Consider the following 25,253-nt stretch of genomic DNA (forward strand, 5'->3'; position numbering starts at 1 on the left):
TTACTCTCCGGTGGAAACCAGTGGATCACGCTGCTTGAACAGACGCCAGAAATACGGTCCGAACAATGCCAGGATGGTGAGAACAAAGAACAAAAGTGTAAGGGGGCGCGTAAACATCAACCACCACTGATCATCGAGCATGATGAGGGACTGGCCCAGGCGCTTCTCCAGCATACCGCCCAGGATCAGCCCGATGGCCAGCGGCACCACGGAGTACCCGAACCGCCGCATGAAGTAGCCGATCACACCGGAGCCGATTGCGATAAAGACATCCAGCATCGACTGGTCGAGCGCGTAGGCCCCCACAATGGAAAACGTAAACACGATGGGCCAGAGGATCTGCACGGGCACGAAGGTCACGCGGGCAAAAATCTTCGCACCAAAGAGGCCCACGAAGATGAACATGACATTTACCAGCAGCATCGCCCAGAAGATCGCGTAAGCGAACTCCGCCTGCTCGGTGAACATGGTCGGACCCGGTTGAAGTCCGTGAACCATCAACCCGGCAAGGATCACCGCTGCGGTGGGACTGCCCGGTATTCCCAGCGCGAGGGTCGGTACCATCGCCCCGCCGGTTGCGGAGTTGTTCGCGGCCTCTGACCCGGCAATGCCCTCGATCGCGCCCTTGCCGAACTCTTCTGGGGTTTTCGACCAGCGCCGCGCCTCGTTGTAGCCGATCATCGAAGCGACAGTGGCGCCTTCGGCGGGCAGGATGCCGATGAACGTCCCGATGCCCGAGCTGCGCAAAATCGTCCGCCACACCTTGCGGTAATCCTCCCGCGAGGGGAGCTTGATGGCCTTCATGAAAACCTGTTTCCGCTCGACGTTGAGCCGCTCGGCCTGCACCAGAAGTTCCGAGATACCGAAAATTCCGATCATGACCGGCACGAAACCGATGCCTTCGGACAACTCGTTGAACCCGAAAGTGAACCGCTCCACGGTCGTCAGAAGATCCTTGCCCACAGTCGCCAGAAAAACCCCCAGCGCGCCCGCGATGATGTTTTTCAGCGGTGTACCGTCGCCAATCGTTGCCAGCATCGAAATGCCGAATACCGTCAGCGCGAAATACTCGGGCGGGGCAAAGTTATACGCCATGCGCGCCATGAGCGGTGCGGCCAGCATCAGGCAGACAACGGAAATGATACCGCCAATGGTCGAAGACACGGTCGCCATGCCAAGCGCCCTGCCCGCCTCTCCCCTCTGGGCCAGCGGGAACCCGTCGAGGCAGGTCGTGGCACTCGCGGACGTACCCGGCGTGTTGATCAGGATTGCCGTGATCGCGCCTGCAAACGTCGCCGCGCAGTAGATCGTGGTGAGGATCGCGATGGCCGGAATCGGGTCCATCGTGATGGTGAACGGCAGCAGCAAGGCCGCGCCGGTGGTTGCGTTCAACCCGGGAAGTGCCCCGATGATGACGCCCCCCAGAGTCGCCGCGAACAACAAGATCAGCAGTTGCGGTTCAAGAAGCGCGGCGAGGCCTGCAAACAGCGGTTCCATGCGCGCTACCCGTACCAGAGGTTGGTCAGCAGGCCGCGGGGAAAGCGGATGCGAAACACAATATCAAACAGGAAAAAGATCAGAGCGGGACTGACGACAGCAACAAGCCCGATCCCCCAGGGTCGCCGTTCCCCCCATGACCACGCGAGCGCCCCGGCGAACACGCCGAGCCCAAGAAACAGGTCAATCTGCGCCACCAAAGCAAACACGACAAACAGGCCCAGGCTGGTCCAGACATTGATGCCGATGGGATCGTGCTCGATGGGTTTGTCGAAGATCATCACAAGGATCGATAGCGCAATGATCAGCAACAGGATCATTTGCGGAAAGTCCGATGGCTGCATCCCACGCAGCAGAATCGGTGGGACACGGTCGAATTGCGTGCTGAGCCAGTAGGCAACCAGGCAAAAGGCAATTGTCCCACATGGAACCGCGTAACGCGTCATTTCAGATGTCCTTGTGAAAGGCTTTCGAGAACCGGCCCGCGTGTGCCCGCGGGCCAGCTGTCTGGCAAGGGCTTACTGGATGAAACCCAACTCACGCAGAGCGGCATCCATGTCCGCCTGCATGGAGGTCAACTGGTTGCCCCAGACCTCGGAGCCCGCGACGGATGTCGAGTCCAGCCCGACCGATGTCAGAAAGCCCTGATACACGGTGTGATTCATCGCGTTCAGCAGCGCCTCTTCGATCTTGGCAGCAACCTCGTCCGGCGTATCGGCATGCACGACAAAACCGCGCACGGTCGAGAAGTTGGCGTCTATGCCAAGCTCCTGCGCGGTGGCGACATCCGGCAGACCGCTCATGCGCTCGGGCGCCAGAACGACGATCGGGCAGATATCACCGGCTTCGATCTGGGATCCGGCCTCTGCGAGGTTCAGAACTGCCACGTCGACCGCACCGGCAACAAGTTGCGTCGCCAGTTCGCCACCTCCTTCGAACGGAACGATCCGCGGCGTTGCCAGCTCCCCCCTGCGCGCGAACATGAAGGCCGACACGTCATCGATGCCACCAAGGTGTGTGGTGCCGTAAGTCAGCGGGTCTTCTTTTTGCGCTGCCACGAACGCCTCGGCGGAGTCGTAGACACCGCATCGGGTCATCAGGATTTGCGGATCGTCCGTGCCGCGCGCGATCGGACGCACATCGTCCAGCGTCATTTCGGTCTTACCCAGCGCAACGGTCGCCGAATGCCCGATGGTGAAGGTCAGGATGCTGTGTCCATCCGCCGCCTGGGTCAGGTAGTAATCCATGGCAGAGGCCCCACCGCCGCCGCGCTTGTTGACCACCACCATGTCGGTGCCCAGTTCCCGGCGCGCACGGATCATCATCATGCGCGTGGTCACGTCCGTTCCGCCGCCGTTGCCGGCATGGGTGATCACTTCGATCGTTTTGGACGGGAATTCTTGTGCGACGGATTCACCGCCGATAACCGCAATTGCAGCCACCAAAGCCAGTAATTTCTTCATAAGGTCCTCCCTTGCAGTCAGCGCCAACCGCGCTCGGCGACTCGCTTAACATGGCATTTGGTATTTTGGAATACCAAATATTGAGGGGGCCCGTTTCACAGGTTCGCAACATGAAAAAACCCCCAGAGGACTGGGGGTTTTGCGGGTCGAAAACGAGTTAACGGGTCAATTGCGCGGTTTGAGCCGCCTCAGGGCTCCCAGCCCCGCAAGACCGGACAGCATGAGCCAGCCGCCAGCCGGCAAGGGCACTTGTGAAAGCTGCAAGTCCCACGTGGCAACTTCGCGAGGGCTCGGCTTGTAGATACCAGCCCTCGGATCGACTTCGAACTGGATCACGCCGGTCAATCCGGACAACTTGATCGAACCGCTGTCGCCCAGATCAAAGGTAGCGGCACCAACCTTCAGAATGCCGTCGAACGGGTTCTTGCGGGTGTTTTGCCAATTGAAGGTGCCATTATAGACGTCGGTGCCAAAATCCATCGCCCAAGCATCGGTGTACTTGCTTTTCTTGCTGTGCGCGACACCCCCCCAGATCGAGACGTCACCCACAACGGTCAACAACGGATCACCTGCGGTGGCGTTGAAATCACCCAGCGTAATATCCGGGCTGGGCGCGGACGCGGCAGGGGCTATCCCGCCTTCGTGGACGACCCCGAAGACAACCGTGGATGCGGTGGTTGGTGTGGCCAATGCCACAGCCACCCCGAGGGTCGCCAAGGCAAAACGCAGATTCAACATCAAGAAACACTCCAAAACCTTGATGGGTGCCGAAGTACCGTCAAAACCCGCCGAAAACGCGGCGGTTTGAACCTAAATAAAGGCAAATTGTCGGCATTTTCGCAAAGGCTCCGTCATCTTGCGCCAAGCAGGCGTCCCGATCGCCGTACCACCGCTTCCGATTTTGCATTGCCTTGCGGCGGGCTCTGCGCTTGTCTGACCCGCAGGAGATGAAGGGAGCGATCCGATGACCTTGGAGATCTATCAATACCCCTACGGCCCAGGTGCCAATTACGGCGTTTTGCTACACGATCCGGTGGCGATGCAAACGGCATCGGTCGATGCGGGGGATGCCGCGGCACTGATGGCGGCGCTGGACAAAACCGGATGGCCCCTGACCGAGATTTGGATCACGCACCATCACCATGATCACACCGACGGGCTGGAGGAGGTGAAAGCGGCCACGCAGTGCACCGTTCGCGGACCCGCGCCCGAGTCCCAACCGATTGCCGGGCTTGACCTGCGGCACGACGATGGCGACCGGTTCGATTTTGCCGGGCACGAGGTACAGGTGCTGCACACCCCGGGCCATACCACGGACATGATCAACTTCTACCTGCCGTCGGAGAAGCTGGTTTTCACCGGAGACACGCTCTTTGTCATGGGCTGTGGGCGGCTTTTCGAAGGCGACGGACCGATGATGCATGCCAGCATGCAGAAACTTGCCGCGCTGCCTGCGGAAACGAGCGTGTATTGCAGTCATGAATACACAGAGGCCAATGCGGATTTCGCGCTGACGGTCGATCCCAACAATACCGAATTGCGCGAACGTGCCGCGACCGTGAAGGCGCTGCGCGCAGCGGGCAAACCTACCGTGCCCTCAACCCTCGCCGACGAGCTGGCAACCAACCCGTTCCTGCGGGCCGACGATCCGTCGATACGGGCACATCTCGGGATGGAGGATGCCAGCGACGCGGACGTGTTCACCGAAATCCGGCGTCGCAAGGATGCCGCCTAGGCGCGGCGTCGGCGTTTCGACACCGCAGGGATCCCAAGCGCTTGCCGGTACTTGGCAACTGTTCGGCGCGCGACCCGAAAACCGTCCGCAGCGAGCGCCTTTTCCAGCGCGCCGTCGCTCAAGGGGCGCGCCCGGTTCTCGCCCTCGACAAGTCGTGTAATCGCCGCCGCAAGGGCATCCTGACTGGGGCCCGCTGTTCCAAGCAGCGCGTCAACAGGCCGACTGAACAGCGCTTTGAGTGGCAGCGCCCCGCGCGGCCCGGCGATCAGGCAGCCCGCACATACCCGACTGACGGTAGAGACATGCAAGTCAAGCTCCCCGGCGATCATGTCCAGCGTCAGGGCGCGCAAATGGCCAGGCCCGCTATCAAGATAGGCCGATTGGTGCCGCACAAGGGCCGCCCCCACACGCAGAAGTGTCGCCTGACGTTTTTCGACAGCAGCAACCAGCGCGAGGGCTTCGGCGCGCGCCGTCTTGGCGTCTTCATCCTGCGTGGATGCCTCGACGACCTGCAGGGTCGGCAAGGTTGACCGCGTGAGGTCGACCGACCACCCCTCGTCGGTTCGCGATGCCACAAGGTCAGGGGGAAAAACGGGTGGCAGGTCATTGGCGAACTGCAATCCGGGCTTGGGATCGAAGCCGCGCAGTACCGCTGTGATCTCGGGGATATCCTCCTCCGCGCAATCGCACAGCTCGGCCAGCTCGGTCGTTCTGCCCTCTGCCAGCAAAGGCAGGTTGGCGATCAGCGTCTCAAGCTCCCAGGTCAATACCCCGCTCTCTTCGGCTTGCAAAAGCAGGCACTCCGCGAGCGAACAGGCAAACAGGCCTGTGGGCTCAAGCTGCTGAAGCTTGCGCAGCACGGCCCGGGCCGCAGCAACAGGCACGTCACAGCATAGCGCAACAGTATCGACAGAGCTTCCCAACCAGCCGGACGGCTCAAGCGCATCCAGAAAGGCATAGGCGATCTGTTTGTCGCGCGGCGCCGCGAAATCGGTCTCGATCCGATTGGAAACATACGCATACAATCCCGGACCGTGCGCCTCCAACCCGGCTGTCGCATCCCACGTGCCTCCGAACTCCGGGCGGGGGCTGGTCTCGCGCGGCAGCGGTCGGGGCAGCGTCACCCGCAGCGCGGGGTTCTTGGCGCTCGCGTTCTCAAGAAACAGGATGAGTTCGGGTGTCGACATCTGCAACAGCTGAAGCGAGTGCTGCATTTGCAGGGTCATGGCCAGACGGGTGGTCTGACGCAGGGTCTGGGTCAACTCCATGCACACAGACTAGCATGGACCCGCCACCGGGGCGCAACCACTGTTCAGGTCCTATTTCGGGCTGGGTGGTGGCGTGGGAGAGACTTGAACTCTCGACCTCACGATTATGAGTCGTGCGCTCTAACCAGCTGAGCTACCACGCCATGGTGCGGCGCTGGGTATGCCACCCACCCGAGCGCGTCAAGGGGGGTTTGGCGCATATTCGCGGGGCGAAATGCATAGGCAATACCCCGAGATGGTAGCCTTCAGATCAGGCTGTTCCGGAGCAGCCGCTTTCTTGCATGGTGTATTTTGCAGCATACCGCATGATTTTTAATCATATGGGCGAAAATTGACCGACTTGACTTGGTGTTCCGAAACCCTCGGGACGATTCCCGTTTTTGTCTCGCGCCCTGCTGCCCGACAGTCCGTCACGCCGGGGGGCAGCTGCAGACCGGCAAAAGAGGAAACGCGTGCGACGACATTGTACCTGGCAGTTCTCTGCCGCCGCACCGACGCAACATAACGCCGTGACGGGCACATAAGGGCCGCAGGACAAGGTTTCAAACCTGGCCAGCGTCCGGCTCCCGTTCGCGGCCCATGATTTGGGAAGCAAATTCATGAAAAACTTCGGGAAATCCTTCATCCTTGCCGGCGTCGCATCGGCATTGATGTCCACAACCGCCCTGTCGCAGGAAGACACCATCAAGGTCGGCATCCTGCACTCTCTCTCCGGGACCATGGCGATCTCCGAGACGACCCTCAAAGACGTGATGCTGATGCTGATCGAAGAGCAGAACAAAAAGGGCGGCATCAACGGCCAGATGCTCGAGGCGGTCGTGGTTGACCCGGCCTCCGACTGGCCGCTTTTCGCGGAAAAAGCTCGTGAACTGATCGAAGGCGAAGGCGTGGACGTGGTGTTCGGTTGCTGGACCTCCGTGTCGCGCAAATCCGTTCTGCCCGTGTTCGAAGAACTGAACTCGCTGCTCTTTTACCCGGTGCAGTACGAAGGTGAGGAAAGCCAGCGCAACGTGTTCTACACCGGTGCAGCTCCGAACCAGCAGGCGATCCCAGCGGTCGATTACCTGATGGAAAACGAAGAGGTCGAGCGCTGGGTTCTGGCCGGCACCGACTACGTCTACCCGCGCACGACAAACAAGATCCTGGAAGCATACCTGCAATCCAAGGGCGTCGCGCCCGAAGACATCATGATCAACTATACGCCGTTCGGGCACTCCGATTGGCAGACCATCGTGTCCGACATCGCCACCTTCGGCTCGGCAGGCAAGAAAACCGCCGTTGTGTCCACCATCAACGGTGATGCCAACGTGCCTTTCTACAAGGAACTCGGCAACCAGGGCATCTCCGCCGAGGATATTCCTGTTGTCGCATTCTCCGTGGGTGAAGAAGAGCTTGCAGGTCTGGACACCGGCCCGCTGGTCGGTCACCTCGCGGCATGGAACTACTTCATGTCTGTCGACACGCCTGAGAACGACGCGTTCATCGAGACATGGCAGGCGTTCATCGGCTCGGAAGAGCGTGTGACCAACGACCCGATGGAAGCCCACTACATCGGTTTCAACATGTGGGTCGAAGCAGTCGAGAAGGCAGGCACGACAGACGCCGACGCGGTCATCGATAGCATCATTGGCGTGACCGTGCCGAACCTGACCGGGGGCATTTCCACCATGCTGCCGAACCACCACATCACCAAGCCGGTTCTGGTGGGCGAGATTCAGGATGACGGTCAGTTTGATGTCGTGTGGGAGACCGAAGATCTGGTCCCAGGCGACGCATGGTCGGACCACCTTCCTGAATCGGCACCTTTGATGGCTGACTGGACGCCGCCGATCAATTGCGGGAACTACAACACCGTCACGGAAACCTGCGGCGGCGGCTCCTGAGCCAGCCTTCCTTCGGCGTGGCCACCTGGCCGCGCCTGTTCCGCATACGGTGCGGCCCCTGACGCGGGGCCGCATCCAACGACAAGCATCCGAGACAATAATGACCCTGATCCGATTGTGCCTCGCAGCACTCCTGTGCTGCTTTGCGACGCTCTCCTCTGCCCAGAGCTTCGAGGACTTGGTCGCCCAGCTGCCAGAGGGCAAGTTTCCCGAGCGCGCTGCCGTTGTGGCCCAACTTGCCGCAACGGGTGAGCCGCGCGCCGTTGGAGTTCTGGAACTGTTGCTGGAAGGAAACCTGCACGTTCTGAAGTCCAACGAAAAGGTTGTCGAGATCCGCGAAGTCGGCTCCGAGGACGTCGCGTTCGACGCGTTGACAGCCGAAGAATACGGAATTGTGCCGCGACGCGGCTCTACGAAAATCCGCGTCAACAACGGGCTGCGGCGCGACATCCGTGCCGCGATTGGCACGCTGACCCTGCGTTCTCCAGACCCCACCCTGCGCCTTGCCGCCGCCGAAGCCGCGTTCTCGGCACCTGATCCGGGGCAGCTTGACCTTTTACGCGCCGCGCGAACCGACGAAAGCGTCGATGATGTCGCCGAGGCATTGGACTATGCGATCGCCGCCACGGTATTGGAAGCCGATGACGCCCCCGAGGCAGACCAGGTCACAGCAATCGCCACCCTGCGCGAGATGGGCAATCAGGACGCACTGTCGGTCCTGACACCGCTTCTTCAAGCCACCAATCCCGTTCTCGCCACAGCCGCCGCCGAAGCTGTCGAGGCGATCGAGGCAAACCAGCGCCTCTGGAACATGGCGCAGAACGTCTGGTTCGGCCTGTCGCTCGGTTCGGTGCTGCTGCTCGCCGCCATCGGGCTGGCCATCACATTCGGAGTGATGGGCGTGATCAACATGGCGCACGGCGAACTCGTGATGATCGGCGCATACACCACCTTCTTCGTGCAGGAGATCATTCGCGCCTCCTTCCCCGGTCTCTTTGACTGGTCGCTTCTGATTGCCGCCCCGCTCGCCTTCCTGATCGCGGGTCTGGTGGGCATCGCGATCGAGCGCGGCTGCGTGCGGTTTCTCTATGGCCGTCCGCTGGAAACCCTCTTGGCCACGTGGGGTATCAGCCTGATCCTGCAACAGACCGTGCGCTCGATCTTCGGCCCCAACAATCGAGAGGTGGGCAACCCGAGCTGGATGTCCGGCGCGTTCGAGGTGGGGCAGATGACGATCACCTACAATCGCCTCTGGATCCTGCTGTTTTCCCTCGCGGTGTTCGCAATCCTGTTGTTCGTGATGAAGAAAACCTCCGCCGGACTACGCATGCGGGCCGTGACCCAGAACCGCGCGATGGCCGCGAATATGGGCATCCGCACAGGCTGGGTCGACGCCATGACATTCGGCCTCGGCGCAGGGATCGCCGGGCTGGCTGGCGTTGCGCTAAGCCAAATCGATAACGTGTCCCCCAACCTTGGGCAAAGCTACATCGTGGACAGTTTCATGGTCGTGGTTTTCGGCGGCGCAGGGAACCTCTGGGGCACGCTGGCAGGTGCCTTCACGCTCGGGATCGCCAACAAGTTCCTCGAACCCTATGCGGGCGCCGTTCTCGCCAAGATCCTCGTGCTCGTGTTCATCATCCTCTTCATCCAGAAGCGGCCCCGCGGCCTCTTCGCGGTGAAGGGTCGCGCGGTGGAGAACTGACATGGGCCTGATCGACCGCCGTATGGGTATCTTCCTCGTGGGGCTTTTCATCCTCACCGTCGCGGTTCCCGCCGGAAACCTGTGGATGGAGGGCAAACCTGTCCCCTCCTACATCGTCAGCCTTCTGGGCAAATACCTGTGCTACGCCCTGCTGGCCGTCGCATTGGACCTTGTCTGGGGCTACACCGGCATCCTGTCGCTCGGCCATGGCGCATTTTTCGCCCTTGGCGGCTACGCGATGGGCATGCACCTGATGCGCGAGATCGGGGATCGCGGCGTCTATGCCAACCCCGACCTCCCGGATTTCATGGTGTTTCTGAATTATCAGGAGTTGCCCTGGTTCTGGTACGGGTTTGACCAGTTCTGGTTTGCCTGCCTCATGGTCCTGCTGGTTCCGGGCGCGCTGGCTTTCGTGTTCGGCTGGTTCGCGTTTCGGTCGCGCGTGACGGGCGTGTACCTGTCCATCATCACGCAAGCGATGACCTACGCCCTGATGCTTGCATTTTTCCGCAACGAAATGGGCTTTGGCGGGAACAATGGCCTTACGGATTTCAAGGACGTGCTGGGCTTTGATCTGCAATCTGACAGCACGCGCGCCGGTCTGTTTGTTCTCTCTGCCCTCGCGCTCGCAGCCGGGTTGCTGATCGCGCGCGCGATCACCATCTCAAAACTGGGCAAGATCCTCGTCTGCATCCGCGACAGCGAGGACCGCACCCGGTTCCTCGGCTACCGTGTTGAAGGATACAAACTCTTTGTCTGGGTCGTCTCCGCGATGATGGCCGGGGTCGCTGGCGCGCTCTACACTCCGCAGGTGGGCATCATCAACCCGGGCGAGTTCAGCCCCGCAAACTCGATCGGAATTGTCATCTGGGTGGCCCTTGGCGGGCGCGGCACCCTCGTGGGCGCGGCCATTGGCGCAATCATTGTCGGAACCGCGCAAACGCTGCTTACGGGCTGGTTCCCTGAGCTGTGGATCTTCGTTCTCGGGGCGCTGTTTGTCTTCGTGACGATCTTCATGCCGAAAGGCGTTCTCGGCGTGATTGAAGACGTCATCGCCAAACGCGCCAAGCCCGCGCCCAAACAACAGGAGCTAGAGGCATGAGCATCCAGATCTCCCTGAACGGGGTCTCGCGCAGCTTCGACGGTTTCAAGGCGATCAATGACCTCAGTCTGACGGTCGAGAAGGGCGAGTTGCGCGCGATCATCGGACCGAACGGTGCGGGCAAGACCACGATGATGGATATCATCACGGGCAAGACCCGCCCGGACGAGGGCGAGGTGCTGTGGAACCAGACCGAAGACCTGACCAAGACCGACGAGGCGGGCTCGGCGCGCCTTGGTATCGGGCGCAAGTTCCAGAAACCCACCGTGTTCGAAACCCATTCGGTCGAAGACAATATCGCGCTGAGCCTCAAGGCCGACCGCTCGGTCTGGGCCACGCTGATCAATCGCCGCACCGGGGCCGAAGAGGCAAAGATCACCGAGCTGCTGGATCTTGTGAAGCTGACCGCGGATCGCAAGCGCCTCGCCGCGGATCTGAGCCACGGCCAGAAGCAATGGTTGGAGATCGGAATGCTGCTGGCACAAGACCCCGAATTGCTGCTGGTCGATGAACCGGCCGCCGGCATGACCGATGCGGAAACGATGCGCACCGCTGATCTTTTGCGCGACATCGCAGGCCAGCACACCGTGATCGTCGTGGAGCACGACATGGACTTCGTCCGCGCGCTCGATTGCCGGGTGACGGTGCTGCACCAAGGTCACGTTCTGGCCGAAGGCTCACTGGATCACGTCTCGGCCAACCCCGAGGTTATCGAAGTTTATCTGGGTCGCTGACATGCTGGACATCCGAAATATCGACCTCCATTACGGCGCCGCCCAAGCGTTGCGCGGCGTGTCCATCACCGCAGAACCGGGCCGCGTGACGACCGTCCTCGGCCGCAACGGTGTGGGCAAAACGACCCTGCTGCGCGCCATCACCGGGCGTCAGCCGATTTCCGGCGGGCAAATGCTGTGGGAGGATCAGGACCTTGCGAAAATGCGTGCGGATGTCCGTGCTCGCGCCGGAATTGCCTCCGTCCCGCAGGGACGCGAGGTGTTCCCCCTGCTGACCGTGCAGGAGAACCTGGAGACCGGCTTTGCCGCCCTTCCCCGCGCGATGCGTCACGTGCCGGATGATGTTTTCGAATTGTTTCCGGTCCTCAAGGACATGTTGCACCGGCGCGGCGGAGACTTGTCGGGCGGGCAGCAGCAGCAACTTGCGATTGGCCGCGCGATGGTGATGCGGCCGCGGCTGCTGGTGCTGGATGAGCCGACCGAGGGCATCCAACCCTCCATCATCCAGGATATCGGGCGGGCGATTACCTACCTGCGCAACCGGGGCGACATGGCCATCCTGCTGGTGGAGCAGTACTTCGATTTCGCGCGAGACCTGTGTGACAGCTTCGCCGTCATGGACCGGGGCCAGATCATAAAATCGGGCACCAAGGCCGAGATGAACGACGATGAGTTGCGCGGCATGCTGACGGTCTAGGACATCGGAGGCGCTTTCGCCCTTGAACGCAGCGCCTGCGCGCGGAACACTACGGGCACGCTGCGAAAGACTGCCCCATGACCATGATCACAACCTGCATATTCGACGCCTATGGCACGCTGTTCGATGTCAGCGCTGCAGCCCGTGAGGCTGCGTCTGAACCCGGGCGCGAAGCGTTTGCCGCAAAATGGCCGGACATCGCGCGCGACTGGCGGCTCAAGCAGTTGCAATACACATGGTTACGCGCGGTGATGGGCGAACACTGCGATTTCTGGAAAGTGACGCAAGACGGCCTCGACTGGGCTCTGGAGGCATCGGAGCTTGGCGATGATCCGGATCTGCGCGCACGGCTCTTGCAACTGTACTGGGAACTCTCCGCCTACCCGGAAGTGCCGAGAATGCTCGGCGCTTTGAAAGCAATGGCGATGAACACGGCCATTCTGTCGAACGGCTCACCGGACATGTTGAACGGTGCCGTGCAAAGCGCGGGAATCGGCGCGCATCTGGACGATGTGCTGAGTGTTGAATCGGTCTCGATCTTCAAACCGGCCCGGATCGTCTACGATCTCGTCGGCGCGCGCTTCGGTTGCACGCCCGAGCAGGTGTTGTTCGTCTCATCGAACGGATGGGACGCGGCGGCGGCTTCGGCGTACGGGTTCCGAACCGCGTGGGTCAACCGCATGGGCGAGCCGGTCGACCGCCTGCCCGCGGTGCCTGACAAGATCCTGTCCGACCTGACGGGTATCCCCAACTTTGCGGAGGCCCCCTGATGCCCCACATCACAGCCCCGGACGGTGCGCGGCTCTTCTACGCCGACGAAGGTACCGGGACACCGGTTCTGTGCCTGTCCGGCCTCACACGTACAACCCGTGACTTCGACTATGCCATGCCCGCACTGGCTGGCTGCCGCGTCATCCGCATGGACTACCGCGGACGCGGGCAATCGGACTGGGCCGACTACAAGAGCTACACCCTCATGCAGGAGGGCACGGACGCGCTGCAACTTCTCGATCACCTCGGGTTGGCGCAAGCGGCAATCCTTGGCACTTCGCGCGGCGGGCTGATTGCCATGGGGCTGGCATTGGCGGCACGGGACCGCCTACTCGGGGTGTGTCTGAACGACATCGGGCCGGTTTTGCATCCGGACGGGCTGGAGGTCATCATGGGCTATATCGGTCGCAACCCGGTTTACAAGACCCACGCGGATATGGCCGCAGACATGCCATCACTGATGTCCGGTTTCGCGAACGTGCCTGAAAGCCGTTGGCTTGAAGAGGTCCAGAAACACTACACCGAGACGCCGCGCGGCTTGCAGATCACCTATGACCCGAAATTGCGCGACGCCGTGATCGAGGCAGGCGCGATCCCGGGCGCAGACCTTTGGCAGTTCTTCGATGCTCTGACGGGCCTTCCCACTGCCGTGATCCGGGGGGCGAACTCCGACCTGCTGAGCGCTGAAACACTGGCCGAGATGCGCGCGCGCCGTCCCGACCTCATCTGGGCCGAGGTGCCGGACCGGGCGCATATCCCCTATCTCGATGAGCCCGAGGCGGTGGATGTCCTGAAGCGGTGGATTGCCGCGCTTTGACCGACATCGCACTGATCGACGCTGCCGCAGCCCGCCTTTCCGGGCATGCCCGCTGCACGCCGTTGCTGTCATCGCCCTTTCTCGACGCCATCGCGGGCCGGCAGGTGCTGGTCAAGGCGGAATGCCTGCAACACACCGGGTCCTTCAAATTCCGTGGCGCTTGGTCCGCTCTGTCAGCCCTGCCCCAGCCTGCTCTCAAATCCGGGGTGATTGCGTATTCGTCCGGCAATCACGCCCAGGGTGTTGCCATGGCCGCCCGGGCTTTTGGCGCTCCTGCGGTGATTGTGATGCCAGCGGATGCACCGGATGTAAAAATCGAGACAACGCGTGCGCTTGGGGCAGAGGTCGTGCTTTACGATCGCGCAACTCAGGACCGGGACGCTATCGGAACGGAACTTGCTCAGACACGGGGACTGACGCTTGTAAAGCCGTTTGATGATCCGCAGGTGATCGCCGGTCAGGCAAGTGTCGGACTGGAGCTCGCCGAACAAGCCGCGCGTTCAGGCGTCACGTCCGGCGAGGTGCTGGTATGTTGCGGCGGCGGTGGCCTGACATCCGGCATCGCGCTGGCGCTGGAGGCGCGCGCGCCTAGCTTTCGTGTTCGCCCCGTAGAACCCGAAGGCTTCGACGACGTGGCCCGGTCCCTGCGGTCCGGGCGGATCGAGCGAAACGCGCGGACTTCCGGCTCGATCTGTGACGCGATCATCACCCCTCAACCCGGCGACCTGACCTTTCCCATCCTTCACCGCTTGTGCGGGCCGGGTCTGGTTGTCACCGAAGAAGACTGCCTTCGCGCCATGGCACTCGCATTCCAAAGACTGCGCATCGTGCTGGAACCCGGCGGCGCCGTGGCTCTTGCGGCGGCTCTGTTTCAGCCGGACCAGTCAGACGCGGATACGCTGATCGTCACCGCCTCCGGTGGCAACGTGACCCCGGAGGTTTTTGCGCAGGCGCTTGCGACCGGTCAGGCTGCTTCGAGCCGTTCTGCAAGGCCGTTGACCAGATAAGCCAAGGAGGCCCGCTTGCCCCTCTGGACCCGGCTGGAAATCAGGAACGCCACACTCGCTGTGTCACATTCCAGCGACCGTTCGACCAGCCGCAGCAACCAGCGTTCGTCAAAGCTCAGCTCCGTGGCACCTGGCTCGCGCCAATCGGGGGTTTGACCAAGGGCCTGTTCCAGCGTGCGGGCCACGGCGTCGGCGAAATCGTGGGCCGACGGATGCTCCCGCATCGACAAAACTGCGCAGGCCTTGAACAGATCCAACCGAGCTGCCGTTTGCGCGGCATCAACACGTTGGCGGATCAGGGCAAGCACCGCTTCGGGCTGTGCAGGGTGATCCGGGGATTCGATGTCTTCAATAAAAGTCATTCGCGCGCCTCTGTGGCCATGGAAGGTCCAGCTGCGATCGAGTGTGCAAAAGCTGATCCGGAGCCGAAAGAGACGCGGTGCCGCAGCGCAGCAATCCGCCGCATGAGCGCGGCGGAAATGTCTCACCTCGTGTCAGGCTGGCACGTCCAGCCACGAAAAGAAGTCCTTCGGCGCGCGCGATCTCAACCTCGCGGCGACCTCAGTGCCCATTTTCGCGGCATCTTCGATCGGCGCGCTTTCTGCGTCGGTCAGAACTTCGGATCCATCGGGGCGCAGGATCTCCCCACGCAGGCGAATCGTGCCACCCTCCAGCTCGGCAAGCCCCGCAATCGGCGTCTCGCAAGAGCCATCCAGCGCCGCCAGATACGCCCGCTCGCAGGCCAGTCTGTGGCCGGATGCGGTGTCGTGTATCGCCTCCAGCATCTCCGCGGCGCGGCTATCATCCGCCCGCCGCTCGATCCCGATGCAACCTTGGGCAACGGCGGGCAGCATGTCGTCAGCCTCAATCGCGGTGCGCGGCACCTCATCCATCTTGAGCCGGTTCAGGCCCGCCATCGCAAGAAAGGTTGCCGCCGCGACGCCGTCGCCGAGCTTCTTCATCCGCGTCTGCACATTGCCGCGAAACTCCACCAGGTTCAGATCAGGGCGCCTGTGGGCCAGTTGCGCGCGCCGCCGCAAGGACGAGGACCCGACCACGGACCCCTCCGGTAAGTCGGCCAACGTGCCGCCATCCAGAGTGACGAACGCGTCACGCACATCCTCGCGTGGCAGATACGTGTCCAGCAACAACCCCTCGGGCTGTTCCACGGGCATGTCCTTCATCGAGTGCACGGCAATGTCGATCTTGCCGGCCAGCATGTCGTCTTCGATCTCGCGGGTGAACAGACCCTTGCCACCGATCTCTTTCAGCGGTCGGTCCAGAACGCGGTCACCGGTGGTCTTGATCACCACGATTTCAAACGCGTCCTCGGGCAGGTCGAACGCCGCCATCAGCCGCGCACGCGTCTCATAGGCCTGTGCAAGTGCCAGAGGCGAACCACGTGTGCCAATTTTGAGCGGTGAAACGGGCGTGGGAAGTATGGTATTCATGGTCGTATCTCTATATGTGTCAACTTACGTTGACAAGTAAATCTGCCTTGACACTTTGACAGCACGGGCGGAACCTAGAGTCCAGACACTAAGAAAGACCGGCCATGACTGACAGGAAAAAACTTCTCCGCGCCCTCGATGGAGAGGTGCAAAAGGTCCCACCCATCTGGATGATGCGGCAAGCGGGGCGGTATTTGCCCGAATACCGCGCCACACGGGCGGAGGCCGGGGATTTCCTTTCGCTGTGTTACAATTCAGATCTGGCGGCGGAAGTGACCCTGCAACCCATCCGCCGCTACGGGTTCGACGCGGCCATCCTGTTTGCCGACATCCTGCTGGTGCCGCAGGCGCTTGGTGCGGATCTTTGGTTTGTGGCCGGCGAAGGGCCCCGGCTGAGCACGATCACATCGATGGATGATTTCAACAAGCTGGTCCCGGCAGATGCGATCCACGATCATCTGGCCCCGGTCTACGAAACCGTGCGCATCCTGTCCCGCGAACTGCCGCGCGAAACGGCGCTGATCGGTTTCGCAGGGGCACCGTGGACCGTGGCGACGTACATGATCGCCGGTCGCGGAACGCCGGATCAGGGCCCTGCGCATTCCCTGATGGCTGAAAACCCGGAGGTTTTCGATGCGCTGATGGAGCGGTTGACCGACGCCACCATCACCTACTTGTCGATGCAGATCGACGCGGGGGCCGAAACGGTGAAGCTGTTCGACAGCTGGGCAGGATCTTTGAAGGGGGAGGCGTTCCAGAAATACGCGCTGGCGCCCGCCAAACGCATCATCTCGGAACTCAAGGCGCGCCACCCCGGCATTCCGATCATCGCTTTCCCGCGTGAAGCGGGCGACGGCTATATCGGGTTTGCCAAGAAAACCGGCGCAGACTGTGTCGCACTCGACAATTCGGTGACGCCGGAATGGGCCGCAATGAATGTGCAGGTCGACGGCTGCGTACAGGGAAATCTCGCCTCGCGGCACATGGTCACCGGAGGCCAGGCGCTCATCGACGACACACGGCGCATTGTCGATGCGTTCTCGGCCGGGCCGCACATCTTCAATCTCGGCCACGGCATCACTCCCGATGCAGACCCCGCGAACGTGCAACTCATGATCGACACGGTGCGCGAAGGGGCCTACGCCGAAAGCTGATCCGTTAATCGGGCATTAACCAAACCTCGCGAAGGGTTAACGGGTTGCGTTTTCCCGCGGGGGTCAGATGTCGGTGCGTGCCCATACAGTTGCGTTCGAAGGGGTGGAGGCCCGCCCGGTGGAGGTGCAATGCGCCTTGTCGCCCGGCATGCCGTCCTTCTCAATCGTGGGTCTGCCAGACAAGGCCGTCTCTGAGGCGCGGGAGCGTGTGCGCGCCGCCATCGGCGCCTTGGGACTGGCGCTGCCTTCCAAGCGGATCACGGTGAACCTTTCGCCTGCGGATCTGCCCAAGGAAGGTTCGCATTTCGATCTGCCGATTGCGCTAGCACTGCTGGCTGCCCTGTCGGTGGTCCCTCCGGAACTGGTCGCACAGACCGTGGCTTTGGGCGAGCTGTCCCTTGATGGCACGCTTGTACCCGTGATCGGCGCCCTGCCCGCTGCGCTCGCCGCAGCAGGGGCGCAGAAGTCGCTGCTCTGCCCCGAGCGCTGCGGGGCGGAGGCGGCCTGGGTCGGCGCGACAGATGTGATCGGGGCCAACAGCTTGCGCGCGGTCATCCAGCATTATTCCGGCGAACACCCGATCGCGCCCGCGTCTCCGGGCGAGGCGCAGCGCGCAGCCAGCACGCGCGACATGGCCGATGTGAAGGGGCAGGAACGCGCCAAACGGGCGCTGGAGATCGCCGCCGCCGGGCGGCACCACCTGTTAATGGTCGGAGCCCCTGGCGCGGGCAAATCGATGCTGGCCAAACGCCTGCCCGGAATCCTGCCGCCCCTGTCCGCGGTCGAGGCGCTTGAGACCTCGATGATCCATTCACTTGCCGGGCTGATCGACGCTGGCGGCATCTCCCGCGACCGCCCCTTTCAGGAACCGCATCACACCGCATCCATGGCGGCGATTGTGGGCGGCGGCAAGGGCGCGAAACCGGGCCAGATCTCTCTGGCGCATAACGGGGTGCTCTTCATGGACGAGTTCCCGGAGTTTCCACGCACGGTTCTGGAAACCCTGCGTCAACCGATTGAGACCGGCGACGTGGTCGTGGCCCGTGCGAATGCACATATGCGCTACCCCTGTCGCTTCTTGTTGGTTGCCGCCGCAAATCCCTGCAAATGCGGAATGATGTTCGACGCGGCGCAAGCCTGTTCGCGCGCGCCCAACTGCGGGGAGGACTATATGGGGCGCATTTCCGGACCTCTACTGGACCGGTTCGACTTGCGCATCGACGTGCCCGCCGTCAGCTTCACCGATCTGGACCTGCCCGCAACCGGAGAAACCTCTACGGTCATCGGTGCACGGGTCGCCGCCGCGCGCGCCCGACAGGACGAAAGATACGCGCAGGCGCCGGATGTGCATGTGAATGCCGATGTCGAAGGCGCACTGCTGGAGGAGGTCGCGGCCCCTGACAACGAGGGGCGCGCGTTGATCCAGCAGGCCGCAGAGCGGTTCAGCCTGTCTGCGCGCGGATATCACCGGGTGCTGAAAGTGGCACGTACGATTGCGGACCTTGCCGGAGAGCAGCACGTGCTGCGCAGCCACCTCGCCGAGGCGCTCAGCTACCGACTGCCCGCATCCGGAAGCTAGGCTTCAGACAGGCGCCGCTCAATAGCGTCCCAGATCAAGCCGGTCGCGTTGGTGCCGTCGAACCGTTCGAGCTCCTGCAGACCGGTTGGGGAGGTCACGTTGATCTCCGTCAGCCAACCACCGATGACGTCTATGCCGACAAACACCTGCCCCTTTTCCCGCAGGTACGGGCCAATCGCGGCGCAAATCTCCAGATCGCGATCATCCAGTGCGATCTTTTCGGCCCGCCCGCCGACATGCATGTTCGATCGGGTCTCGCCTGCAGCAGGCACTCGGTTGATCGCGCCCACCGGGTCCCCGTCCACAAGGATCACGCGTTTGTCTCCGCGTGCCACGTCGGGCAGAAACTTCTGCATGATCAGCGGTTCGCGGTTTATGCCGGTAAATAGCTCATGCAGAGAGTTGAGATTGCGATCCTCCGGCGTCAGACGAAAGACCCCAGCGCCGCCATTGCCGTAAAGCGGCTTGAGGATCACGTCCTCATGGCGCGCGCGAAATGCCTTCAACGTGTCCAGATCACGCGCGATCATGGTCGGTGGCGTCAGGTCAGGAAATTGCAACACCAGCAGTTTTTCGGGTGAATTGCGCACCCAGAACGGATCGTTGACCACGAGGACCTTGCCCGCAAGATGGTCCAGCAGATGGGTTGTGGTGATGTAGCCCATGTCGAACGGAGGGTCCTGACGCAGCCAGACGACATCGAACGTGGACAGATCGACCGTTTCAGGAGCCTCAAGCTGCGCCGGTGCGCCTGCCACCCGCTGCACCGTGCCGAACTGGCCCCGCGCGGTGATGCGCCCTTCGTCGTACGAAATGGCGTCGGGCCCGTAGAAGAACAGCGTTGCCCCGCGCGCCTGAGCCTCCTCGGCGAGGCGAAAGCTGCTGTCGGCGTCGATATTGACCCCTGCGATCGGGTCCATCTGAAAGGCAATCTTCAAGGTCATCGGCGGCTCCGCAGTGGACTTGCCGCCCCGTCTTGCCTTGTCGGACGGTCAGGTGCAATGGCTCCGGCCGCCGGGCAAGCTCACAATGTGATGTTCGGCACCACCTGAATTCGGCCGGTGCCATCAACGAGCGCCAGATCAATGCGCATATCCAGCAATTCCAATTCGGGATGTGCACCCTGAAAGCACTGCGCGGATGCCGCCAACCGTGCCAGTTGTGCCTGCGTTAGACTTTCCAGAGCACGGTCATGACTGATCCGCGCCTTGACCTCGACAAAAACCAGAAGATCCCCGCGCCGGAAGACAAGGTCGATCTCGCCGGGGCCGATCCGCACCCGCTCGCCCAACATGGTGCAGCCGCGTCGGAGATACGCCCGCGCGACCGCCTGTTCGGCGGACGCCCCGCTCAGGTAGGCGCGTTTGCCACGGGCACTGCGGCGCGCGGCTTCCGGGGTGAGCGGCGCGCACGGCACCGCGGTGTCAGGCAACTGCGTTTGCATATGCGATTGGTAGTTCGGCGGTCTTACCGATCCTTTAAGATTTCCAACGCGCGTTGATAGATCTGCCGCCGCGGCAGACCGGTGGCTTCCGTCACAACGGCGACCGCGTCCTTCACGGACTGATCGCGGAGCGCCGTCTCAAGCGCCTCGTCGACATCAAGCGCGTCTGGTTCGACGGCGCCTTCGGCACCAACCAGCACGACGATCTCGCCTTTCCAGGTGGCTGTTGCGGATCGGGTGACAAGGTCTGCCAGCGTGCCGGTCACCACTTCTTCGAACTTCTTGGTCAGTTCCCGGCAAAGCGCTGCCGCCCGGTTCGGGCCCAGCGTATTGGCCATGTCCTGCAAGGCCTTGCCGATCCGGTTCGGGCTTTCGTAGAACACCAGCGTGCCGGGAACCGGGCGCAGGCCCTCCAGCGCCTTGCAGCGCGCGCCTTTGGACGACGGCAGGAACCCATAGAAATGGAACTGATCCGTGGGCAGCCCGGACAGGCTCAGCGCCGTTATGGCAGCCGAAACCCCCGGTGTCGCGGTGATCGTCGCACTGACTTCGCGCGCTGCCGCGATCAGGCCATAACCCGGATCCGCGATCAGGGGCGTTCCGGCCTCGGACGCGTAGGCCACCATCAGCCCCTGCTCCAGCGCGCCGCGCACACGCGCCCTGTCCCGGTCGCCAGAGTGATCGTGGTAGGCATAAAGCGGTCGTCCTGACAGCGGCACCCCGTGGATTTCCAGCAACCGCCGCAGCGTTCGCGTGTCTTCCGCAACCAGAACATCCGCCGCGCGGAGCACGTCGAGCGCCCGCAAGGTGATATCGCGCGCGTTGCCGATTGGTGTGGTAACAAACACAAGCTGGCCGGCCGGTGACTCTGCCATGTTCTGCCATCCCTTTGCTGATGCGCGCGCAGCCGTTTACTTATCGCCCGAGGTTATCTAGGTTCACCGGCGTAGTCCGACCTTTTTCCGATTGTGCTCCGGAGGCCCGAATGCTCCCCGCTTTTTCGAAGACGCGCAAGGCTTTACGCATATCGGCCTTGTCAATGGGCGCTGCTTTGGTGCTGGCGGCCTGCGACGTGCCAGCGACGGGCGGGGGGCCGTCGATCAACGCCAGCGCACCCGTGCCGGTCGCCCTGCTGGTGCCCTACGGGTCGGAGAACGCCGCTGAAACCGGTCTCGCCCAGTCGTTGGAGAATGCCGCACGGCTTGCAATGGCTGATCTGAACGGGGTCGAGGTTGACTTGAAGGTGTATGCCACCGCAGGCAACCCGGACCAGGCAGCCACCGTCGCCCGCGAAGCGGTGCGCGATGGCGCCAAGATCATCCTCGGACCGGTCTATGGCGCGTCCGCGAATGCCGCCGGGGTGGCAGTTTCGAGCGCGCGCGTGAATGTCCTGAGCTTTTCGAACAACACGGAGATCGCAGGCGGCAACGTCTTTGTGCTTGGCAACACGTTCGACAACACCGCGCGGCGCGTGGTGTCCTACGCGAATTCGCAAGGCCGCAGTTCGATGGTCGTCACCTACCCGGAGACGGCTGTCGGCGTGATCGGCCGCGATGCGGTAACGAACGCGATTGCAAGCTCTGGCGCAGGCAATGCCGGCACAATCGGCTACGAGGCCTCGCAGAACGGTGTGATCAATGCAGTGCGCGAAATTGCCGATCTGGTCCGCGACAACGGCGCTCAGGCGCTGGTGATTGCGGACGACACCTCGGGCGGCGTCCCGCTCTTGTCGCAGCTTCTGCTGGAGAACGGCGTGGACCCGACGGTCACTCAGCTTGTCGGGCTCACACGCTGGGATATTCCGCCGAGCACCCTCGATCTACCGGGCGTTCAGGGCGGCTTGTTCGCGCTGCCGGATCCAGGCCCGACCAGCCAGTTCCAGAGCCGCTATCAGTCGGCCTACGGCGCGCCGCCGCATCCGATTGCGGGCCTCGCCTATGACGGCATGGCCGCCATAGGTGCGCTGGTCGCGTCCGATGGTTCCAGCGCGCTGACAACCTCCGCCCTGACACAAGGGGCTGGCTTCGCCGGTGTCAGCGGGGTGTTCCGCTTCCGCGCCGATGGCACGAATGAACGGGCCCTGGCCGTGGCCCAGATCGTCGATCGGCAGGTCACAATCGTCTCACCAGCACCAAAGAGTTTCTCTGGTGCTGGTTTCTGATGCCACGCGCCCTCACGCGCCGCCCCTGACCGGCGGAACGCTGATCTGCGCGCCCCACACGATCTTCGATTTCGACGCCGTTACAGAGGCACTGGACACCGCCTGCACCACGGGCGAGGCCGGATCCCAGCGCGCGGCCGCAACCAAGATCCTGAAGATCGCTCGCAAGAATGGCCTGCAAGCGATCGCGACTGCCTTCGCCGAACAACCGTTCCGCGCACGCGAGACGGTGCGCGCCTACGCATGGCTGACAGATTGCATTGTGACCAGCGCCGTATCCATCGCGACCCGGTATGCCCACCCCACCCCGACACCCACCGATGGCGAGCGGTTGAGCGTCCTGTGTGTTGGCGGATACGGGCGGGGCGAGATGGCCCTGCATTCGGATGTCGATCTGCTGTTCCTGACGCCGTACAAGATCACCGCATGGGCCGAAAGCGTGATCGAGACGACGCTTTACATCCTGTGGGACCTTAAGCTGAAAGTCGGTCATGCATCGCGCACGGTCAAGGACTGCCTCCGATTGGGGCGGGAGGACTACACGATCCGCACCGCCCTCCTGGAAAACCGCTTTCTGACGGGCGATGCAGCCCTTGCCGACGAGTTGCGCACACGCCTCAAGACGGAGTTGTTTCACAACACCACGCAGGACTACATCGAGGCAAAGCTCGACGAGCGGGAGAAACGTCACAAACGCCAGGGTGGCCAGCGCTACATGCTTGAGCCGAACGTGAAGGAAGGCAAAGGCGGCCTGCGCGATCTGCAATCGCTGTACTGGATCGCGAAGTATGTGCATGGCGTCGAAACGGTCGAAGAACTGGTGCGCCTGGGTGTGTTCACCCCCGAAGAACAGGTGTTGTTCGATACAGCCGATACGTTTCTGTGGGCGGTTCGCTGCCATCTGCACCTGATTGCCGGACGCGCGACCGATCAGCTGACGTTCGACATGCAGGTCGAAGTGGCCGACCGCATGGGCTTTACCGACCGCGACGGGCGGCGTGCGGTTGAACACTTCATGCAACTCTATTTTCGCCACGCCACCAGCGTCGGCGACCTCACCCGCATTTTTCTCACGGCGTTGGAAGCCAGTCACGCCAAGCGCGAACCGGGCCTGTTCAAGCTGCTGCGCCGGGGCCGCAAGGTCGAAGTGAAGGACTTGTACGAGGTGCGCCAGAACCGTCTGGCCATCAAGGATCCCGACAGCTTTTTCGCCGAACCCGTCAACATCTTGCGCATCTTCGAAGAGGCGCTGCGCACGGGCTACCTGCTGCACCCGGACGCAATGCGGCTGATCAAGGGCAAGCTGCACCTGTTGGACCGCACCGTTCGATCGGACAAGGAAGCCAACCGCATCTTTTTCGACATGCTCCTGAAGCACGGCAACCCCGAACGCGCACTGCGGCGGATGAACGAACTGGGCGTGTTGGGCGCGCTGATCCCGGAGTTTCAGAAGATCGTCGCGATGATGCAGTTCAACGTCTACCACCAGTACACGGTGGACGAGCACACGTTGCAATGCATCTCGACCCTGGCGCAGATCGAGCGCGGCGAGCTGATCGAGGAACTGCCGGTCGCCAGCCGCATCCTGAAACGCGGCGTGAACCGCAAGGTGCTTTACGCCGCGCTGTTGCTCCACGACATCGGCAAGGGGCGCAAGGAAGATCATTCGGTCGTGGGGGCGCAAATTGCCCGCCGCATTGCCCCACACATGGGGTTCAACAAGGCCGATTGCGAGACGGTCGAATGGCTGGTGCGGTATCATCTGCTGATGTCGGACATGGCGCAGAAGCGCGACCTGTCGGACCCTCGCACGATCCGCGACTTCGCCAAGGCGGTGCGCAGCAAGGAACGGCTGGAACTGCTGACAGTGCTGACGGTGTGCGATATCCGCGGCGTCGGGCCCGGCACATGGAACAATTGGAAAGCGCAGCTTTTGCGCTCGCTCTATCGCGAGACCGCGAACGCGCTTGAGAACGGGCTGGAAGACATCAATCGCGAAAACCGGGAGGCAGAGGCCAAGCGCGCCCTCCGTGCGGCCCTGTCGGACTGGCCCACCAAGGATCTGCGACGCGAGACCGGACGCCACTACGGCCCCTACTGGCAGGGGTTGCCGATGGATGCCCATGTCACCATCGCGCGGCTTCTCAGGGACATTCCGGACGATCAGGTGCGCGTCGATTTCTCGTTGGACACGGACCGCGACGTGACCCGCGTGGCCTTTGCGATGGCCGATCATCCCGGCATCTTCGCGCGTCTGGCCGGTGCGCTTGCGCTGGTCGGTGCCAATGTCGTGGACGCACGCACCTATACCACCAAGGACGGCTACGTCACCGCGTGCTTCTGGGTGCAGGACGGCGACGGCGCGCCTTTTGCGGAAAGCCGTCACAAACGTCTGGAAAAAATGATCGACAAGACGCTGTCGGGCGAGGTCGTCGCGGGCGAGGCGCTCGAGTCTCGCGACAAGGTCAAGAAACGCGAAGCCCAGTTCCGTTTCCCGACCTCCATCAGTTTCGACAACGAAGGGTCGGAGATCTACACCCTGATCGAAGTCGACACCCGCGACCGTCCGGGGCTGCTGTTCGATCTGGCCCGCACCATGGCAAGCGCCAATATCTACATCGCCTCCGCCCAAATCGCGACCTACGGGGCTCAGGTCGTGGATACCTTCTACGTCAAGGACATGTTCGGGCTGAAACTGCACGGCGCTGCCAAGCAGGCCACAATAGAGAAACGGCTGCGCGAGGCGATTGAACACGGGGCGGAGCGAGCGCAAGAGGCGCCGTGA

23 protein-coding genes and 1 tRNA gene are annotated in these 25,253 nt (G+C 62.5%); 13 read left to right on the top strand and 11 right to left on the bottom strand.

Going from position 1 to position 25,253, the window contains the following annotated elements:
• From ACP15N_RS06075 to ACP15N_RS06090, 4 genes are all read right to left on the bottom strand, one after another.
• Complete coding sequence (locus ACP15N_RS06075) at positions 1-1,497, bottom strand: tripartite tricarboxylate transporter permease (RefSeq protein WP_425091326.1); 1,497 nt, start codon at positions 1,495-1,497, stop codon at positions 1-3.
• 5 nt (positions 1,498-1,502) lie between these two features.
• Positions 1,503-1,943: a tripartite tricarboxylate transporter TctB family protein gene (locus ACP15N_RS06080; protein WP_425091327.1), complete on the bottom strand. Its 441-nt coding sequence runs from the start codon at positions 1,941-1,943 to the stop codon at positions 1,503-1,505.
• Between the two features lie 72 nt (positions 1,944-2,015).
• On the bottom strand, positions 2,016-2,960 hold the full coding sequence (locus ACP15N_RS06085) for a Bug family tripartite tricarboxylate transporter substrate binding protein (protein WP_425091328.1): 945 nt from the start codon (positions 2,958-2,960) through the stop codon (positions 2,016-2,018).
• Between the two features lie 165 nt (positions 2,961-3,125).
• A complete protein-coding gene (locus tag ACP15N_RS06090; RefSeq protein WP_425091329.1) occupies positions 3,126-3,698 on the bottom strand; it encodes a VPLPA-CTERM sorting domain-containing protein in 573 nt (190 codons plus the stop codon).
• 226 nt (positions 3,699-3,924) lie between these two features.
• Here ACP15N_RS06090 and gloB point away from each other — a divergent pair, with 226 nt between their 5' ends.
• On the top strand, positions 3,925-4,695 hold the full coding sequence (gloB, locus tag ACP15N_RS06095) for a hydroxyacylglutathione hydrolase (RefSeq protein ID WP_425091330.1): 771 nt from the start codon (positions 3,925-3,927) through the stop codon (positions 4,693-4,695).
• Here the strand turns inward: gloB and rpoN are convergent.
• On the bottom strand, positions 4,692-5,963 hold the full coding sequence (gene rpoN, locus ACP15N_RS06100; protein ID WP_425091331.1) for an RNA polymerase factor sigma-54: 1,272 nt from the start codon (positions 5,961-5,963) through the stop codon (positions 4,692-4,694). The two genes, gloB and rpoN, sit on opposite strands and share 4 nt — an antisense overlap.
• Positions 5,964-6,029: 66 nt before the next feature.
• Positions 6,030-6,106: transfer RNA gene (locus tag ACP15N_RS06105), tRNA-Met, on the bottom strand.
• Positions 6,107-6,562: 456 nt separating this feature from the next.
• Here ACP15N_RS06105 and urtA point away from each other — a divergent pair.
• From urtA to ACP15N_RS06145, 8 genes are all read left to right on the top strand, one after another.
• Positions 6,563-7,846 (top strand): urea ABC transporter substrate-binding protein, encoded by a 1,284-nt coding sequence (gene urtA, locus ACP15N_RS06110; protein ID WP_425091332.1) that lies wholly within the window; start codon positions 6,563-6,565, stop codon positions 7,844-7,846.
• Positions 7,847-7,946: 100 nt separating this feature from the next.
• Positions 7,947-9,551 (top strand): urea ABC transporter permease subunit UrtB, encoded by a 1,605-nt coding sequence (urtB, locus tag ACP15N_RS06115; RefSeq protein ID WP_425091333.1) that lies wholly within the window; start codon positions 7,947-7,949, stop codon positions 9,549-9,551.
• 1 nt (position 9,552) lies between these two features.
• Complete coding sequence (urtC, locus tag ACP15N_RS06120) at positions 9,553-10,653, top strand: urea ABC transporter permease subunit UrtC (protein WP_425091334.1); 1,101 nt, start codon at positions 9,553-9,555, stop codon at positions 10,651-10,653.
• Positions 10,650-11,387: an urea ABC transporter ATP-binding protein UrtD gene (gene urtD / locus ACP15N_RS06125; protein WP_425091335.1), complete on the top strand. Its 738-nt coding sequence runs from the start codon at positions 10,650-10,652 to the stop codon at positions 11,385-11,387. Before urtC ends, urtD begins: the two co-directional genes overlap by 4 nt.
• A 1-nt stretch (position 11,388) precedes the next feature.
• Positions 11,389-12,084: an urea ABC transporter ATP-binding subunit UrtE gene (urtE, locus tag ACP15N_RS06130; RefSeq protein WP_425091336.1), complete on the top strand. Its 696-nt coding sequence runs from the start codon at positions 11,389-11,391 to the stop codon at positions 12,082-12,084.
• A gap of 77 nt (positions 12,085-12,161) precedes the next feature.
• Complete coding sequence (locus tag ACP15N_RS06135; protein WP_425091337.1) at positions 12,162-12,854, top strand: haloacid dehalogenase type II; 693 nt, start codon at positions 12,162-12,164, stop codon at positions 12,852-12,854.
• Positions 12,854-13,672 carry an alpha/beta fold hydrolase gene (locus ACP15N_RS06140; protein ID WP_425091338.1) on the top strand — a complete coding sequence of 273 codons (819 nt, stop codon included), beginning with the start codon at positions 12,854-12,856 and terminating at the stop codon, positions 13,670-13,672. The genes ACP15N_RS06135 and ACP15N_RS06140 overlap by 1 nt, the downstream gene beginning before the upstream one ends.
• A complete protein-coding gene (locus ACP15N_RS06145; RefSeq protein ID WP_425091339.1) occupies positions 13,669-14,679 on the top strand; it encodes a threonine ammonia-lyase in 1,011 nt (336 codons plus the stop codon). Before ACP15N_RS06140 ends, ACP15N_RS06145 begins: the two co-directional genes overlap by 4 nt.
• Here the strand turns inward: ACP15N_RS06145 and ACP15N_RS06150 are convergent.
• On the bottom strand, positions 14,637-15,041 hold the full coding sequence (locus tag ACP15N_RS06150; RefSeq protein ID WP_425091340.1) for a hypothetical protein: 405 nt from the start codon (positions 15,039-15,041) through the stop codon (positions 14,637-14,639). The genes ACP15N_RS06145 and ACP15N_RS06150 overlap by 43 nt on opposite strands.
• Before the next feature lie 132 nt (positions 15,042-15,173).
• The gene (gene hemC / locus ACP15N_RS06155) at positions 15,174-16,130 is read right to left on the bottom strand and encodes a hydroxymethylbilane synthase (protein WP_425091341.1); all 957 of its coding nucleotides are present in this window, start codon (positions 16,128-16,130) and stop codon (positions 15,174-15,176) included.
• Positions 16,131-16,234: 104 nt separating this feature from the next.
• Between hemC and hemE the strand changes: the two genes are divergently transcribed.
• Positions 16,235-17,284: a uroporphyrinogen decarboxylase gene (hemE, locus tag ACP15N_RS06160; protein WP_425091342.1), complete on the top strand. Its 1,050-nt coding sequence runs from the start codon at positions 16,235-16,237 to the stop codon at positions 17,282-17,284.
• Between the two features lie 67 nt (positions 17,285-17,351).
• Positions 17,352-18,863 (top strand): YifB family Mg chelatase-like AAA ATPase, encoded by a 1,512-nt coding sequence (locus tag ACP15N_RS06165; RefSeq protein ID WP_425091343.1) that lies wholly within the window; start codon positions 17,352-17,354, stop codon positions 18,861-18,863.
• Here ACP15N_RS06165 and gshB read toward each other — a convergent pair.
• The 3 genes from gshB to rsmI form a co-directional block, all read right to left on the bottom strand.
• Positions 18,860-19,801: a glutathione synthase gene (gene gshB, locus ACP15N_RS06170; RefSeq protein ID WP_425091607.1), complete on the bottom strand. Its 942-nt coding sequence runs from the start codon at positions 19,799-19,801 to the stop codon at positions 18,860-18,862. The genes ACP15N_RS06165 and gshB overlap by 4 nt on opposite strands.
• Positions 19,802-19,887: 86 nt before the next feature.
• Positions 19,888-20,295 (bottom strand): YraN family protein, encoded by a 408-nt coding sequence (locus ACP15N_RS06175; protein WP_425091344.1) that lies wholly within the window; start codon positions 20,293-20,295, stop codon positions 19,888-19,890.
• A 35-nt stretch (positions 20,296-20,330) separates the two neighbouring features.
• Positions 20,331-21,182: a 16S rRNA (cytidine(1402)-2'-O)-methyltransferase gene (rsmI, locus tag ACP15N_RS06180; RefSeq protein ID WP_425091345.1), complete on the bottom strand. Its 852-nt coding sequence runs from the start codon at positions 21,180-21,182 to the stop codon at positions 20,331-20,333.
• A 110-nt stretch (positions 21,183-21,292) separates the two neighbouring features.
• Between rsmI and ACP15N_RS06185 the strand changes: the two genes are divergently transcribed.
• The gene (locus tag ACP15N_RS06185; RefSeq protein WP_425091346.1) at positions 21,293-22,468 is read left to right on the top strand and encodes a penicillin-binding protein activator; all 1,176 of its coding nucleotides are present in this window, start codon (positions 21,293-21,295) and stop codon (positions 22,466-22,468) included.
• Positions 22,377-25,253 carry a [protein-PII] uridylyltransferase gene (locus ACP15N_RS06190; protein ID WP_425091347.1) on the top strand — a complete coding sequence of 959 codons (2,877 nt, stop codon included), beginning with the start codon at positions 22,377-22,379 and terminating at the stop codon, positions 25,251-25,253. Before ACP15N_RS06185 ends, ACP15N_RS06190 begins: the two co-directional genes overlap by 92 nt.

The sequence above is a fragment of the Tropicimonas sp. S265A genome, from assembly GCF_049800835.1.
GTDB lineage: Bacteria > Pseudomonadota > Alphaproteobacteria > Rhodobacterales > Rhodobacteraceae > Dinoroseobacter.